Here is a 15000-nt window from a genome sequence, read left to right on the forward strand (position 1 = left end):
TGAAAAGATTTTGCAGAAACATAAAATTGAAAAGCTTCCTCTCGTAGACGACCAGAATAAATTAAAAGGTCTTATCACAATTAAAGACATTGAAAAAGTCATTGAGTTCCCGAACTCATCTAAAGACATTCACGGCCGCCTGATCGTTGGTGCGGCAGTTGGTGTAACTGGCGATACAATGACTCGCGTCAAAAAGCTTGTTGAAGCCAATGTTGATGTGATTGTTATCGATACAGCTCACGGACACTCTCAAGGCGTTTTAAACACAGTCACAAAAATCCGTGAAACGTATCCCGAATTAAACATTATTGCTGGAAACGTGGCAACAGCTGAAGCGACAAGAGCGCTTATCGAAGCTGGAGCAGACGTTGTCAAAGTTGGAATAGGACCTGGTTCAATTTGTACTACACGTGTTGTAGCCGGCGTCGGTGTTCCGCAAATTACAGCAATTTATGATTGTGCGACTGAAGCAAGAAAACACGGCAAAACAATCATCGCCGACGGTGGGATTAAATTCTCTGGCGATATCACTAAAGCATTGGCAGCCGGCGGACATGCTGTTATGCTCGGAAGCTTGCTTGCAGGCACATCAGAAAGCCCCGGTGAAACTGAAATCTACCAAGGCAGAAGATTTAAGGTATACCGCGGCATGGGATCAGTTGCTGCAATGGAAAAAGGAAGTAAAGACCGTTACTTCCAAGAAGAAAACAAAAAATTTGTTCCTGAAGGAATTGAAGGACGCACACCTTACAAAGGACCAGTTGAAGAAACCGTTTATCAGCTAGTCGGAGGCCTTCGTTCTGGTATGGGGTATTGCGGGTCCAAAGATCTGCGTGCGCTAAGAGAAGAAGCTCAGTTCATTCGCATGACTGGCGCAGGACTTCGCGAAAGCCATCCGCATGACGTACAGATTACAAAAGAATCACCTAACTATACAATTTCATAATAAATTGTTACAAATTAAAAACATTTGACAGGGTCTCTGACTCTGTCTATTTTTTTTATACTGATTATGATAAAATTTATACTGTTGTGCATTGAAAATGTCCTTAACGGCTTAATTATAGATGAAGAAAATGAAATACGGAGGTCGTACGATTGAACATCAAGAAATGTAAACAGCTACTGATGTCATTGGTTGTGTTAACTCTAGCTGTCACGTGTCTGGCTCCAATGTCAAAAGCAAAAGCAGCCAGCGATCCAATTGATATCAATGCATCTGCTGCTATTATGATCGAAGCTTCTTCAGGTAAAATTCTTTACAGTAAAAATGCAGATAAGAGACTGCCAATTGCGAGTATGACAAAAATGATGACAGAGTATCTGTTATTAGAAGCAATTGATCAAGGTAAAGTGAAATGGGACCAAACCTATACGCCTGATGACTATGTGTATGAAATTTCCCAAGATAACAGCTTATCAAACGTTCCTCTTCGGAAAGACGGGAAATACACAGTAAAAGAATTATATCAAGCTACAGCAATTTATTCTGCAAATGCTGCTGCTATTGCGATTGCAGAAATCGTTGCCGGTTCTGAAACTAAGTTTGTTGAAAAAATGAATGCAAAAGCAAAAGAACTAGGCTTAACAGATTACAAATTTGTTAACGCAACAGGTCTTGAAAACAAAGATCTTCACGGGCATCAGCCTGAGGGGACAAGCGTAAATGAAGAAAGTGAAGTTTCTGCAAAGGATATGGCGGTTCTTGCGGATCACTTGATTACTGACTACCCTGAGATACTGGAGACTTCCAGTATCGCCAAAACGAAATTCAGAGAAGGCACCGATGATGAAATGGACATGCCGAACTGGAATTTTATGCTGAAGGGACTTGTCAGCGAGTATAAAAAAGCGACTGTAGACGGACTGAAAACGGGTTCTACTGACTCTGCGGGTTCATGCTTTACAGGAACAGCTGAACGCAACGGTATGCGTGTCATCACTGTTGTTTTAAACGCAAAGGGCAACCTTCATACAGGCCGTTTCGATGAAACGAAAAAAATGTTTGATTATGCTTTCGACAATTTCTCCATGAAAGAAATTTATGCTGAAGGCGATCAAGTAAAAGGCCATAAAACAGTTTCAGTTGATAAGGGTAAAGAGAAAGAAGTAGGCATTGTGACAAACAAGGCGTTCTCTCTTCCTGTCAAAAATGGTGAAGAAAAGAATTACAAAGCGAAGGTCACACTGAATAAAGACAACTTAACTGCTCCTGTGAAAAAAGGAACCAAGGTTGGGAAGCTGACTGCGGAATACACAGGTGATGAAAAGGATTACGGATTCATTAACAGCGATCTGGCTGGCGTAGACCTTGTTACAAAAGAAAATGTAGAAAAAGCAAACTGGTTTGTTTTGACAATGCGCAGTATCGGCGGATTTTTTGCCGGAATTTGGGGAAGCATTGTTGATACGGTAACCGGCTGGTTTTAATCAATTGAAAGAGCTCTGATGGAAGTTAGGGCTCTTTCGCGTAATATACTGAAAAAACCCAATTTTTAATAAAAAATGATTTTCAAAGCGCTAAAAACCGAATAAAATAGTATATATCCATATGAATTATTGGATTTCTAGGATACAATAAGGATTAGAAATCATATAACTATACCTTGATTAGGGGGACCAAGAAATGGCTCAAACAGGTACTGAACGTGTAAAACGCGGAATGGCAGAAATGCAAAAAGGCGGCGTCATCATGGACGTCATCAATGCGGAACAAGCGAAAATCGCTGAAGAGGCTGGAGCTGTCGCTGTAATGGCGCTAGAACGTGTGCCAGCAGATATTCGCGCGGCTGGAGGAGTTGCCCGTATGGCTGACCCTACAATCGTGGAAGAAGTAATGAATGCAGTATCTATCCCGGTAATGGCAAAAGCGCGTATCGGACATATTGTTGAAGCGCGTGTGCTTGAAGCTATGGGTGTTGACTATATTGATGAAAGTGAAGTTCTGACGCCGGCTGACGAAGAATTTCATTTAAATAAAAATGAATACACAGTTCCTTTTGTCTGTGGCTGCCGTGATCTTGGTGAAGCAACACGCCGTATTGCGGAAGGTGCTTCTATGCTTCGCACAAAAGGTGAGCCTGGAACAGGTAATATTGTTGAGGCTGTTCGCCATATGCGCAAAGTTAACGCTCAAGTGCGCAAAGTAGTTGCGATGAGTGAGGATGAACTAATGACAGAAGCGAAAAACCTAGGTGCTCCTTACGAGCTTCTTCTTCAAATTAAAAAAGACGGCAAGCTTCCTGTCGTTAACTTTGCCGCTGGCGGCGTAGCAACTCCAGCTGATGCTGCTCTCATGATGCAGCTTGGTGCTGACGGAGTATTTGTTGGTTCTGGTATTTTCAAATCAGACAACCCTGCTAAATTTGCGAAAGCAATTGTGGAAGCAACAACTCACTTCACTGATTACAAATTGATCGCTGAGCTGTCAAAAGAGCTTGGTACTGCAATGAAAGGGATTGAAATCTCAAACTTACTTCCAGAACAGCGTATGCAAGAACGCGGCTGGTAAGAACATAGGAGCGCTGCTGACATGTTAACAATAGGTGTACTAGGACTTCAAGGAGCAGTTAGAGAGCACATCCATGCGATTGAAGCATGCGGCGCGGCTGGTCTTGTCGTAAAACGTCCGGAGCAGCTGAACGAAGTTGACGGGTTGATTTTGCCGGGCGGTGAGAGCACGACGATGCGCCGTTTGATCGATACGTATCAATTCATGGAGCCGCTTCGTGAATTCGCTGCTCAAGGCAAACCGATGTTTGGAACATGTGCCGGATTAATTATATTAGCAAAAGAAATTGCCGGTTCAGATAATCCTCATTTAGGTCTTCTGAATGTGGTTGTAGAACGTAATTCATTTGGCCGGCAGGTTGACAGCTTTGAAGCTGATTTAACAATTAAAGGCTTGGACGAGCCTTTTACAGGGGTATTCATCCGTGCTCCGCATATTTTAGAAGCTGGTGAAAATGTTGAAGTTCTATCGGAGCATAATGGTCGTATTGTAGCCGCGAAACAGGGGCAATTCCTTGGCTGCTCATTCCATCCGGAGCTGACAGAAGATCACCGAGTGACACAGCTGTTTGTTGAAATGGTTGAGGAATATAAGCAAAAGGCACTTGTATAAAACAGTTGAAAGCTGTGGAAACTTATAGTACATTATAAGCACAAATAAAGATCGAAAAGCGTTGATAGGAACTAGTAGGGAGCCTCTCTTTCTAAGAGAGCCGATGGTTGGTGCGAATCGGTGAAAGATGCTGTCTGAATCCATCCTTGAGCGAAATGCTGAAACAAGTAGGCATTTACGGGATAACCGTTATGTTTGAAAGTGGAAAACGAGTCTTTGATTTGTTTTCAATCAGGGTGGCAACGCGAGAGCTCTCGTCCCTTTATGGGGATGAGGGCTCTTTTTATTTTCGACAAATCAATAAAAAAAGGAGTGTTTCGCATGCTTGATACGAAAATGCTGAGAGCAAATTTTCAAGAAATTAAAGCAAAGCTTGTACACAAAGGCGAAGACTTAACTGATTTTGATAAGTTTGAGGCGCTGGATGATAGACGAAGAGAGCTCATCGGCAAGGTTGAAGAGTTAAAAGGAAAACGAAATGAAGTTTCTCAGCAGGTCGCTGTGCTGAAGCGTGAGAAAAAAGACGCGGATCACATTATTAAAGAAATGCGTGAAGTCGGCGAGGAAATTAAAAAGCTTGATGAAGAATTACGGACAGTGGAAGCTGAGCTTGATACAATCCTGCTCTCAATCCCAAATATTCCGCATGAGTCTGTACCTGTCGGTGAAACAGAAGACGACAACGTAGAAGTGCGTAAATGGGGTGAAAAGCCTTCATTTTCTTACGAGCCGAAGCCGCACTGGGATATTGCGGATGAGCTGGGCATTCTGGATTTTGAACGTGCTGCCAAAGTAACAGGAAGCCGTTTCGTGTTCTATAAAGGCTTAGGTGCTCGTCTGGAGCGTGCACTTTATAACTTTATGCTTGATCTGCATGTGGATGAGTATAACTACACTGAAGTGATCCCGCCATATATGGTAAACCGCGCAAGCATGACGGGAACGGGGCAGCTTCCTAAATTTGAAGAGGATGCATTTAAAATCAGAGAAGAAGATTATTTCTTAATTCCAACGGCGGAAGTGCCGATTACAAACATGCATCGCGATGAAATCCTTTCAGGTGACAGCCTGCCGATCAACTATGCGGCATTCAGTGCTTGCTTCCGTTCTGAAGCTGGTTCAGCAGGACGTGACACACGCGGATTAATTCGTCAGCACCAATTTAATAAAGTTGAGCTTGTAAAGTTTGTGAAGCCTGAAGATTCTTATGAAGAATTAGAGAAACTTACAAACCAAGCAGAACGGGTTCTTCAGCTGCTTGAGCTTCCATACCGTGTCATGAGCATGTGTACGGGTGACTTAGGCTTTACGGCTGCGAAAAAATACGATATCGAAGTTTGGATTCCGAGCCAAGACACATATCGAGAAATTTCTTCTTGCAGCAACTTCGAAGCGTTCCAGGCGAGACGTGCGAATATTCGTTTCAGACGTGAAGCGAAAGGCAAGCCTGAGCATGTACACACACTGAACGGTTCAGGACTGGCGGTTGGAAGAACAGTTGCCGCTATATTAGAAAATTATCAGCAGGAAGACGGAAGCGTTGTGATTCCGAAAGTGCTTCGTCCTTATATGGGGAATAGAGAAGTAATAAAACCGTAAATTATGGAAAGGCGTGCCTGACAAGGTGCGCCTTTTTGCTTATGTAAACATGGCATTTTCATAAAAACAAAAAAAGTTTTTAAAAATGCTTGACCACACGAGAACATACGTGATATAGTAAGTCTTGTCGATACGGAGGAATACCCAAGTCCGGCTGAAGGGATCGGTCTTGAAAACCGACAGGGGTGTCAAAGCCCGCGGGGGTTCGAATCCCTCTTCCTCCGCCATATTGATTTTAATTCTAATGAAACACAAGCATATATTGGAGATTGTTTTGTCCGTTGCATTCGGTGCGGCGGATTTTTTATTTTAAAGAAAAAGTGAATCTCGACTGAGATTCACTTTTTTTGATTATCATGAATAACTGAAGCAATTTGATCTACAATATTTTCAATCGAGTTTTCGTCGTTCAGAAGATCATAATCTTCAATGCGAAGTTTTAAAACAGGACAGGCATTAAAACCGCTTATCCAGTTCTCGTAGCGTGTATGCATTTCTTCCCAATAAGACCTGCTTGTCTGAAGCTCCATCTCACGGCCGCGTTGTTCAATCCGGTTTAAAATGTTCTCCAGATCTCCTTCTAAATAGATCAACACATCTGGGTGTGGGAAATACGGTGTCATCACCATTGCTTCGAAAAGGCTTGTGTAAGTCTTATAATCAACCTTTGACATTGTCCCTTTATCAGCATGCATTTTTGCGAAAATTCCTGTATCTTCATAAATCGAACGATCCTGTACAAAACCTCCGCCGGCTTCAAAAATTGTTTTCTGTTCTTTGAAGCGTTCAGCTAAGAAGTAAATTTGAAGGTGAAAGCTCCAACGTTCAAAATCATGATAGAACTTTTCCAAGTATGGATTATGATCGACTTCCTCCAAAGATGTTTTAAATCCAAGCCGTTTAGCTAAAGTTTTTGTTAAAGTCGATTTTCCGACACCTACTGTTCCTGCTACTGTAATAATTGAATTCTTAGGGATATGATGTTCCTTCATACGATAAGCTCCTTTACATGGGCGGCAATGCGTTCAAAGTCGCTCTTATTCAAAACGAAATCCTTTGAATCACCATCTACGGTTAACACTGTAAGTTCAGGGTCTGCTTCCTGCAGCTGCTTGATGGCGACTTCATAATCTGAAATCAGCTGCTCCAAATAGCTAGTTTCAATTTTTTTCTCAAAGGGGCGTCCGCGTTTTTCAATGCGGTGTAGCAATGTAGGCAGACTGGCCTTTATGTAAATGATGAAATTCGGCTTTGGCAGATCATCCGTTAGCAGGTGATATATCTTTTTGTATTTTTCCAGCTGATGTGGAGACAAGGTGCGTTCCGCAAAAATCACATTTTTATAAATATGATAATCAGCTATTACAGGCTGTCCCTTTTTTAAAAAGTGATCACTGGTGTCTTCAAGCTGTTTGTATCTGTGACAAAGAAAAAACATCTCGAGCTGGAAGCTCCATTCCTCTATATTGTCATAAAACTTATCAAGGTACGGGTTATCCTCTACAATCTCATTGATCATAGGGAATCCGAACTCTTGTGAGAGCATCGTTGCGAGAGTTGTTTTTCCTGCCCCGATAGGACCTTCTATTGCAATAAAAGGGGCTGTATTCATCGGAATCCTCCTTATATCTGAAAAACGTGCGTCAGTTACCGACCTTCATATTGTATCACAACCCTTGGGTGCCCCCATGAAAAAAAGACGTTTCCAAATTATCGAAACGTCTTTTTGACAACATTAAATTGATCAGACAGCAGCAGCCAGTTTTGTGGAAAGGAAAGACCCAGCTTCCAATAGCTGATGCCTCTTAAATTCAGCTCTTTAATCAAATTGAATTTTGCTTGAATCGAGCGGGCATCCTCGAACCATACCTCGTGCCTTCTGTTTTCTGCATCAGTATAGCGGAAGAAAGGAGCTTGAGCGGTTTGGTCATACTGAATGGAAGCATTGTTCTGATCAGCTATGACAATGGCTTGCTGAGGGCTTACTGCTCTTGCTGGAGTTCCCCCTGCTGTATATGGCAGCGTCCAGTCATATCCATATAAATTCTGGCCCATGACAATTTTGTTCGCAGGCATTTCAGTCAAAGCATATTCTATGACATCACGGACAGGTCCAATTGGAGAAACCGCTTGAGGCGGCCCGCCGCTATAGCCCCATTCATATGTCATGAGAACAACAAAGTCGACAATTTGGCCATGTGCCCTGTAATCATGAGCTTCATACCATCTGCCCTGCTGTGTTGCACTTGTTTTAGGAGCAAGAGCCGTAGAAATTTCTAAGCCCTCTCGATGAAAAAGATCCCTTGCTTCGCGGAGGAATTGATTATAGGCCTCTCTATCCTGGGGCCGCAAATATTCAAAGTCGAAATGAATGTCACGGAAGCCATATCTCTTGGCATTCTCCACTATTTCATTTAGAAGCCTTCTTTTTACAGTTTCGTCGTTCAAAAGGATCCGGCCAAGTTCATCGCTAAATGCCTGGTTTTCTAGGTTCGTTATAATCATCATCAATGTTGTATTTTGACTTTCTGTAATGCTCCTTAAATTCGTTAAAGGCGGTGCGACTAAGGTTCCGTTACGCTGTGCCTGGAAGCTGAATGCGCCAAGGTACGTTAAGTAGGGTGACGCTTCTCTGGCCGCCTGCTGGAGATTTTGGCTGACTTGATTTCCTCGGGGCTCCAAATAAGCATTTGATTCGATGTCTCGTTTAGGGGCTGGTGGGATGTATAAACGGAAACCAATCTGAAGCACGGTATTTAACTGGATGCGGTTAACCCTTGCGAGCTCGGCTGCCGTTGTATTGAACTGCCGGGCGATGGATGTCAGGGTATCACCTCGCTTCACATCATAGAACTGGCCAGCTATTGGAATGACAATGGTTTGTCCGACAACAAGGCTGTCGGGATTCGGTATTTCATTCGTTTCAGTGATCTCACTTACGGTTGTTCTGTATTGTGAAGCGATAGCAGAAAGAGTGTCGCCTTGTTTTACCACATAAATTTGAATGAAAAACGCCTCCTTTCATATCGCTATCAATGTATGAAAGAAAAGCGCTGATCATGTTTATTTTTCTGTAATTTGTTCTTCCGTCGTAATTTCTGCGAAAAGAACATTCTCCATCATAGTTAAGGCGAATTCGTTATCTTCGTCACTGTTTGACGCGATACAGTCCTTAGGAATCGTGATGCTGTATTCCCTCATATAAGCGTCATTAGCGGTAAACAGCACACATATATTGCCGGCTATACCTGTTAAGATAATATGTCTCACCTGCAACTCAGTAAGAAGGGTGTGAAGTGCAGTTTCGTAGAAAGCGGAATGTTTTGGTTTGATTAAAAAATAATCAGCATCTTCCGGGGCTATCTTTGTGATGATATCCTTGCTTCTTTCATTTGTGCATTCTTGCTGAATGTTTTTAATGTCAGCTTGCCAAAGTCCATAATGATCATTGATGTAAATAATCGGCCATTCATTTTGTCTCGCGTGCTCCTTTAATGATAAAATATGAGGAACGATTTTTTCTGTTTTTTTAGCGAGGGTTTCTCCCATATCGAATTCAAAATTATTGATCATGTCTACAATGAGAAGGGCTGTATCTGCTTTGGACAATCGACAGTCTCCTTTCCGTTTCAGTTATAGTTAATATGTAGCCTTTTTAGGCAATGAAAAAACTTTGAAAAGAGAGCTTATCCTTATGACACAAGATGAACTTTATATGAAAGAAGCAATTAAAGAAGCGAAAAAGGCTGAAGAGAAAGGTGAAGTGCCAATAGGTGCGGTGCTTGTCGTTAATGATGAAATTATAGCGCGTGCACATAATTTAAGAGAGACTGAACAGCGATCTATTGCTCATGCAGAAATGCTTGTAATTGATGAAGCGTGTAAGGCACTCGGAACATGGCGGCTGGAAGGTGCGACTCTTTATGTGACGCTTGAGCCTTGTCCAATGTGTGCTGGTGCAGTCGTACTTTCTCGAGTGGAAAAAGTGGTTTTTGGCGCATTTGATCCGAAAGGCGGCTGTTCAGGCACGCTAATGAACCTTCTTCAGGAGGAACGCTTTAATCATCAGGCTGAAGTGGTGAGCGGTGTACTTGAGGAAGAATGCGGCGGAATGCTCAGTGCGTTTTTCAGAGAACTAAGAAAAAAGAAGAAAGCCGCCAGGAAAAACTTGTCTGAATAGTACGGTTGCAATTTTTAGGGGAAACAGATATACTTAAGTGTGCATCGTAATAGATGCAATATAAAATTTGATATTTATTTTGCCGTGCTAAGCGGGGAGGTAGCGGTGCCCTGTACCTGCAATCCGCTCTAGCAGGGCCGAATCCCTTCTCGAGGTTCGTTTACTTTAAGGCCTGCCTTAAGTAAGTGGTGTTGACGTTTGGGTCCTGCGCAATGGGAATTCATGAACCATGTCAGGTCCGGAAGGAAGCAGCATTAAGTGAAACCTCTCATGTGCCGCAGGGTTGCCTGGGCCGAGCTAACTGCTTAAGTAACGCTTAGGGTAGCGAATCGACAGAAGGTGCACGGTAAATCAATCATCAAATTTTCAGACTCACCTAACATTAGGTGAGTTTTTTGTTATGTAAAAAGAGCTTTTGGAATCGAAACAAGGTTCATGTATAATGGGAATGATGAATAACGGAGGAGGGCAAACCCGTGAGTTACCAAGCTTTATATCGAGTATTCAGGCCTCAGCGCTTTGAAGATGTGGTCGGACAAGAACACATTACAAAAACGCTGCAAAATGCCCTTTTGCAAAAAAAGTTTTCTCACGCCTATCTGTTTTCCGGGCCTAGAGGAACCGGAAAAACCAGTGCAGCCAAAATATTTGCTAAGGCTGTCAACTGTGAACATGCTCCTGTTGATGAGCCATGCAACGAATGTGCGGCCTGTAAAGGGATAACAAACGGGTCAATATCCGATGTCATAGAAATTGACGCCGCTTCTAATAACGGTGTTGATGAGATTCGTGACATTCGCGATAAAGTGAAGTTTGCCCCATCGGCCGTCACATATAAGGTATATATCATAGATGAGGTGCATATGCTTTCTATCGGCGCTTTTAATGCATTACTAAAAACATTAGAAGAGCCGCCTGAGCATTGTATTTTCATATTAGCAACAACTGAACCGCACAAAATTCCTTTAACCATTATCTCTAGATGTCAGCGTTTTGACTTTAAACGAATTACCTCCCAAGCGATTGTAGGCCGCATGAATAAAATTGTTGATGCTGAACAGCTACAAGTGGAGGAAGGATCGCTGGATATCATCGCGAGTGCTGCAGACGGAGGGATGAGGGATGCCCTGAGCCTTCTTGATCAGGCCATATCATTCAGCGGCGATATCCTGAAAGTCGAAGATGCGCTTTTAATTACGGGTGCTGTTTCTCAATTATATATCGGGAAGCTTGCAAAATCCCTGCATGATAAAAACGTTTCTGACGCACTGGAAACATTAAATGAATTGCTTCAGCAAGGAAAAGATCCAGCTAAGCTGATAGAAGATATGATTTTCTATTTCAGGGACATGCTGCTGTACAAAACAGCCCCTGGCTTAGAGGGAGTGCTTGAGAAAGTAAAAGTCGATGAAACGTTCCGGGAACTAAGTGAACAAATTCCGGCTCAGGCCCTATATGAAATGATTGATATTCTGAACAAGAGCCATCAGGAAATGAAATGGACAAATCATCCGCGTATCTTTTTCGAAGTGGCCGTTGTGAAGATTTGCCAAACCTCACATCAATCTGCTGCTGATCTCCCGGAAGTGGATATGCTGATGAAAAAAATCCAGCAGCTCGAACAGGAAGTAGAGCGGCTCAAAACAACGGGCATAAAAGCAGCTGCGGAAAGCCCGAAAAAAGAAGCGCCGCGTGTGCCAAAGGGCGGGAAATCCAATTACAAAGCGCCAGTAGGCAGAATTCATGAGATTTTGAAGGAAGCCACAAGACCGGATCTTGATCTGCTCAGAAACAGTTGGGGCAAGCTTCTTGCTCATCTCAAACAGCAAAACAAAGTATCACATGCCGCTTTGCTGAATGACAGTGAACCTGTGGCTGCCGGATCGGCGGCATTTGTTCTGAAATTCAAATATGAAATTCATTGTAAAATGGTCGCTGAGGATAACAACGGAGTCCGGACTAATCTTGAGCAGATTTTAGAATCGATGCTCGGAAAAAGAATGGATTTGATTGGCGTTCCAGAAGCACAATGGGGTAAAATAAGAGAAGAATTTTTAGAAGATCATCAGCAGGAAAATGAAGGATCAAATGAACCGGCTGAAGAAGACCCGCTTATTGCCGAAGCGAAAAAGCTTGTTGGAGCGGATTTAATTGAAATAAAAGACTAACAAAATGAAAGAGAGTGAATGCTATGCGTGGCGGAATGGGTAATATGCAAAAAATGATGAAACAAATGCAAAAAATGCAAAAGGACATGGCGAAGGCTCAAGAAGAGCTTGCAGAAAAGGTTGTTGAAGGAACTGCAGGCGGCGGTATGGTAACAGTAAAAGCAAACGGCCAAAAAGAAATCCTGGATGTTATCATCAAAGAAGAAGTCGTTGATCCAGAAGATATTGATATGCTTCAAGATTTAGTGCTTGCTGCAACGAATGAAGCTTTGAAAAAAGTTGACGAAATCACAAACGAAACAATGGGTCAATTTACAAAGGGAATGAACATGCCAGGTTTATTCTAGGGGGATAAAAGAACATGCAATATCCTGAACCAATATCAAAGCTGATTGACAGCTTTATGAAATTGCCAGGGATCGGACCGAAAACAGCGGTTCGTCTGGCTTTTTTTGTTCTAGGTATGAAAGAAGATGTAGTATTAGATTTTGCGAAAGCATTAGTAAATGCGAAACGCAACCTGACATATTGTTCAGTTTGCGGGCATATTACAGATCAGGACCCTTGCTATATATGTGAAGATACGCGCAGGGATAAGTCTGTTATCTGTGTTGTGCAAGACCCTAAGGATGTTATCGCTATGGAGAAAATGAAGGAATACAACGGACAGTATCACGTTCTTCACGGCGCTATTTCTCCAATGGACGGCATCGGACCGGAGGATATTAAAATACCAGAATTGTTAAAACGATTACAGGATGATCAAGTGACAGAAGTGATCCTCGCGACAAACCCTAATATAGAAGGGGAAGCAACGGCGATGTATATATCAAGGCTCCTCAAGCCGTCTGGTATTAAGCTCTCCCGTATTGCCCACGGACTGCCCGTCGGCGGTGACTTGGAATATGCTGACGAGGTTACTCTTTCTAAAGCACTTGAAGGAAGACGTGAATTGTAAGGAGGAAAAAGCGATCCATGGGTTTTCTTCGCAAGAAAACATTAAGAAGAGAGTTTGATGAAAAACTAACCGAGCAGCTTTTTAAGCAAAAGGAAGAGTGGAACAGGCAAAAAAAGCTGGTTGAAAAAAGCTTAGAACCGTCTGCTGAAGTGTTATACGAACTGAAAGTAGCTGAAGCGAAGTATTTTTTTTACTTAAGGGAAGCGAAGCAGCGAAATTTAAAAATCAGCCGGTGGAAGTAAGTGGTCTAAACTCCTGGATCTTCTCATAAGCTTGTACTAGAACAAGCGAAGGAGATGAGAAGATTCATGGAGCCTATTTTTATTATTGGGATTATTTTAGGACTGGTTATTCTTCTTTTTTTATCAGGTTCAGCTGCGAAGCCTTTAAAGTGGATGGGCATCACAGCTGTTAAATTTGTGGCAGGTGCTTTGCTGCTGGTTTGTGTAAATATGTTTGGCGGCAGTCTTGGCATTCATGTGCCGATTAATCTGGTTACAACAGCTATCAGCGGAATTTTAGGGATACCCGGAATAGCTGCGTTAGTCGTTATTAAGCAATTTATCATTTAATTGATATTATGTATTGACTTAGACAACTGAAGGTGTTATTCTAATATACGTCGCTGATGACGAACAGCTTTTTTGAAAAGAAAATATTAAAAAGTTGTTGACAGTAGCGGCGGTAAATGTTATGATAATAAAGTCGCTTAAACGAGCGGTAAACAAAGTTCTTTGAAAACTAAACAAGACAAAACGTACCTGTTAATTCATTTTTTATAAATCGCACAGCGATGTGCGTAGTCAGTCAAACTACTTTATCGGAGAGTTTGATCCTGGCTCAGGACGAACGCTGGCGGCGTGCCTAATACATGCAAGTCGAGCGGACAGATGGGAGCTTGCTCCCTGATGTTAGCGGCGGACGGGTGAGTAACACGTGGGTAACCTGCCTGTAAGACTGGGATAACTCCGGGAAACCGGGGCTAATACCGGATGGTTGTTTGAACCGCATGGTTCAAACATAAAAGGTGGCTTCGGCTACCACTTACAGATGGACCCGCGGCGCATTAGCTAGTTGGTGAGGTAACGGCTCACCAAGGCAACGATGCGTAGCCGACCTGAGAGGGTGATCGGCCACACTGGGACTGAGACACGGCCCAGACTCCTACGGGAGGCAGCAGTAGGGAATCTTCCGCAATGGACGAAAGTCTGACGGAGCAACGCCGCGTGAGTGATGAAGGTTTTCGGATCGTAAAGCTCTGTTGTTAGGGAAGAACAAGTACCGTTCGAATAGGGCGGTACCTTGACGGTACCTAACCAGAAAGCCACGGCTAACTACGTGCCAGCAGCCGCGGTAATACGTAGGTGGCAAGCGTTGTCCGGAATTATTGGGCGTAAAGGGCTCGCAGGCGGTTTCTTAAGTCTGATGTGAAAGCCCCCGGCTCAACCGGGGAGGGTCATTGGAAACTGGGGAACTTGAGTGCAGAAGAGGAGAGTGGAATTCCACGTGTAGCGGTGAAATGCGTAGAGATGTGGAGGAACACCAGTGGCGAAGGCGACTCTCTGGTCTGTAACTGACGCTGAGGAGCGAAAGCGTGGGGAGCGAACAGGATTAGATACCCTGGTAGTCCACGCCGTAAACGATGAGTGCTAAGTGTTAGGGGGTTTCCGCCCCTTAGTGCTGCAGCTAACGCATTAAGCACTCCGCCTGGGGAGTACGGTCGCAAGACTGAAACTCAAAGGAATTGACGGGGGCCCGCACAAGCGGTGGAGCATGTGGTTTAATTCGAAGCAACGCGAAGAACCTTACCAGGTCTTGACATCCTCTGACAATCCTAGAGATAGGACGTCCCCTTCGGGGGCAGAGTGACAGGTGGTGCATGGTTGTCGTCAGCTCGTGTCGTGAGATGTTGGGTTAAGTCCCGCAACGAGCGCAACCCTTGATCTTAGTTGCCAGCATTCAGTTGGGCACT

15 protein-coding genes, 1 tRNA gene, 1 rRNA gene, 1 other RNA gene and 1 other annotated feature (2 of these 19 cut by a window edge) are annotated in these 15000 nt (G+C 43.3%); of the genes, 14 read left to right on the forward strand and 4 right to left on the reverse strand.

The features are described from left to right. From guaB to NX903_RS20515, 6 genes are all read left to right on the forward strand, one after another. Nucleotides 1–946: the 3' portion of an IMP dehydrogenase gene (guaB, locus tag NX903_RS20490; RefSeq protein ID WP_003226803.1), read on the forward strand. 521 nt of this gene lie to the left of the window's left edge; only the last 946 of its 1467 coding nucleotides appear in the window; its start codon lies beyond the left edge, outside the window; its stop codon occupies nucleotides 944–946. A gap of 152 nt (nucleotides 947–1098) precedes the next feature. Then, on the forward strand, nucleotides 1099–2430 hold the full coding sequence (gene dacA, locus NX903_RS20495; protein WP_086343353.1) for a D-alanyl-D-alanine carboxypeptidase: 1332 nt from the start codon (nucleotides 1099–1101) through the stop codon (nucleotides 2428–2430). A gap of 196 nt (nucleotides 2431–2626) precedes the next feature. After that, entirely contained in the window at nucleotides 2627–3511 is an 885-nt protein-coding gene (gene pdxS / locus NX903_RS20500; RefSeq protein WP_003247145.1) for a pyridoxal 5'-phosphate synthase lyase subunit PdxS, read from the forward strand. A gap of 21 nt (nucleotides 3512–3532) precedes the next feature. Further along, nucleotides 3533–4123, forward strand: coding sequence for a pyridoxal 5'-phosphate synthase glutaminase subunit PdxT (gene pdxT, locus NX903_RS20505; protein WP_003226797.1), 591 nt, complete (start codon nucleotides 3533–3535; stop codon nucleotides 4121–4123). A 52-nt stretch (nucleotides 4124–4175) separates the two neighbouring features. Then, nucleotides 4176–4388: a binding site (T-box leader), on the forward strand. Between the two features lie 56 nt (nucleotides 4389–4444). Continuing rightward, nucleotides 4445–5722: a serine--tRNA ligase gene (gene serS / locus NX903_RS20510; RefSeq protein ID WP_086343354.1), complete on the forward strand. Its 1278-nt coding sequence runs from the start codon at nucleotides 4445–4447 to the stop codon at nucleotides 5720–5722. A gap of 134 nt (nucleotides 5723–5856) precedes the next feature. Next, a tRNA-Ser gene (locus NX903_RS20515) sits at nucleotides 5857–5949 on the forward strand. A 111-nt stretch (nucleotides 5950–6060) separates the two neighbouring features. Here NX903_RS20515 and dck read toward each other — a convergent pair. From dck to NX903_RS20535, 4 genes are all read right to left on the reverse strand, one after another. Further along, on the reverse strand, nucleotides 6061–6714 hold the full coding sequence (gene dck, locus NX903_RS20520) for a deoxyadenosine/deoxycytidine kinase (protein ID WP_003226792.1): 654 nt from the start codon (nucleotides 6712–6714) through the stop codon (nucleotides 6061–6063). Beyond that, nucleotides 6711–7334 carry a deoxyguanosine kinase gene (dgk, locus tag NX903_RS20525; RefSeq protein WP_003226790.1) on the reverse strand — a complete coding sequence of 208 codons (624 nt, stop codon included), beginning with the start codon at nucleotides 7332–7334 and terminating at the stop codon, nucleotides 6711–6713. Before dgk ends, dck begins: the two co-directional genes overlap by 4 nt. A gap of 98 nt (nucleotides 7335–7432) precedes the next feature. Beyond that, the gene (locus NX903_RS20530; protein WP_086343355.1) at nucleotides 7433–8716 is read right to left on the reverse strand and encodes a glycoside hydrolase family 18 protein; all 1284 of its coding nucleotides are present in this window, start codon (nucleotides 8714–8716) and stop codon (nucleotides 7433–7435) included. A 69-nt stretch (nucleotides 8717–8785) separates the two neighbouring features. Continuing rightward, nucleotides 8786–9331 (reverse strand): isochorismatase family cysteine hydrolase, encoded by a 546-nt coding sequence (locus tag NX903_RS20535; protein WP_003226786.1) that lies wholly within the window; start codon nucleotides 9329–9331, stop codon nucleotides 8786–8788. An 85-nt stretch (nucleotides 9332–9416) separates the two neighbouring features. Between NX903_RS20535 and tadA the strand changes: the two genes are divergently transcribed. From tadA to NX903_RS20575, 8 genes are all read left to right on the forward strand, one after another. Next, nucleotides 9417–9902 (forward strand): tRNA adenosine(34) deaminase TadA, encoded by a 486-nt coding sequence (gene tadA, locus NX903_RS20540; RefSeq protein ID WP_003226784.1) that lies wholly within the window; start codon nucleotides 9417–9419, stop codon nucleotides 9900–9902. Nucleotides 9903–9984: 82 nt separating this feature from the next. Next, an RNA gene (gene ffs / locus NX903_RS20545) (signal recognition particle sRNA large type) lies at nucleotides 9985–10249 on the forward strand. Between the two features lie 129 nt (nucleotides 10250–10378). Continuing rightward, the gene (dnaX, locus tag NX903_RS20550) at nucleotides 10379–12070 is read left to right on the forward strand and encodes a DNA polymerase III subunit gamma/tau (protein ID WP_069322309.1); all 1692 of its coding nucleotides are present in this window, start codon (nucleotides 10379–10381) and stop codon (nucleotides 12068–12070) included. Nucleotides 12071–12093: 23 nt separating this feature from the next. After that, nucleotides 12094–12417, forward strand: a complete 324-nt coding sequence (locus tag NX903_RS20555; protein ID WP_003225427.1) for a YbaB/EbfC family nucleoid-associated protein — start codon at nucleotides 12094–12096, stop codon at nucleotides 12415–12417. 14 nt (nucleotides 12418–12431) lie between these two features. After that, nucleotides 12432–13028 carry a recombination protein RecR gene (gene recR / locus NX903_RS20560; RefSeq protein WP_003225425.1) on the forward strand — a complete coding sequence of 199 codons (597 nt, stop codon included), beginning with the start codon at nucleotides 12432–12434 and terminating at the stop codon, nucleotides 13026–13028. A gap of 17 nt (nucleotides 13029–13045) precedes the next feature. After that, on the forward strand, nucleotides 13046–13270 hold the full coding sequence (locus NX903_RS20565) for a YaaL family protein (protein ID WP_003242387.1): 225 nt from the start codon (nucleotides 13046–13048) through the stop codon (nucleotides 13268–13270). Between the two features lie 66 nt (nucleotides 13271–13336). Further along, entirely contained in the window at nucleotides 13337–13600 is a 264-nt protein-coding gene (gene bofA / locus NX903_RS20570) for a sigma-K factor-processing regulator BofA (RefSeq protein WP_015715090.1), read from the forward strand. Between the two features lie 245 nt (nucleotides 13601–13845). Then, nucleotides 13846–15000 (forward strand): 16S ribosomal RNA (locus NX903_RS20575) (it continues 395 nt past the right edge of the window).

Origin of the sequence: Bacillus sp. FSL R5-0576 (assembly GCF_038004765.1) — a bacterium.
Taxonomy (GTDB): Bacteria; Bacillota; Bacilli; order Bacillales; family Bacillaceae; genus Bacillus; species Bacillus subtilis.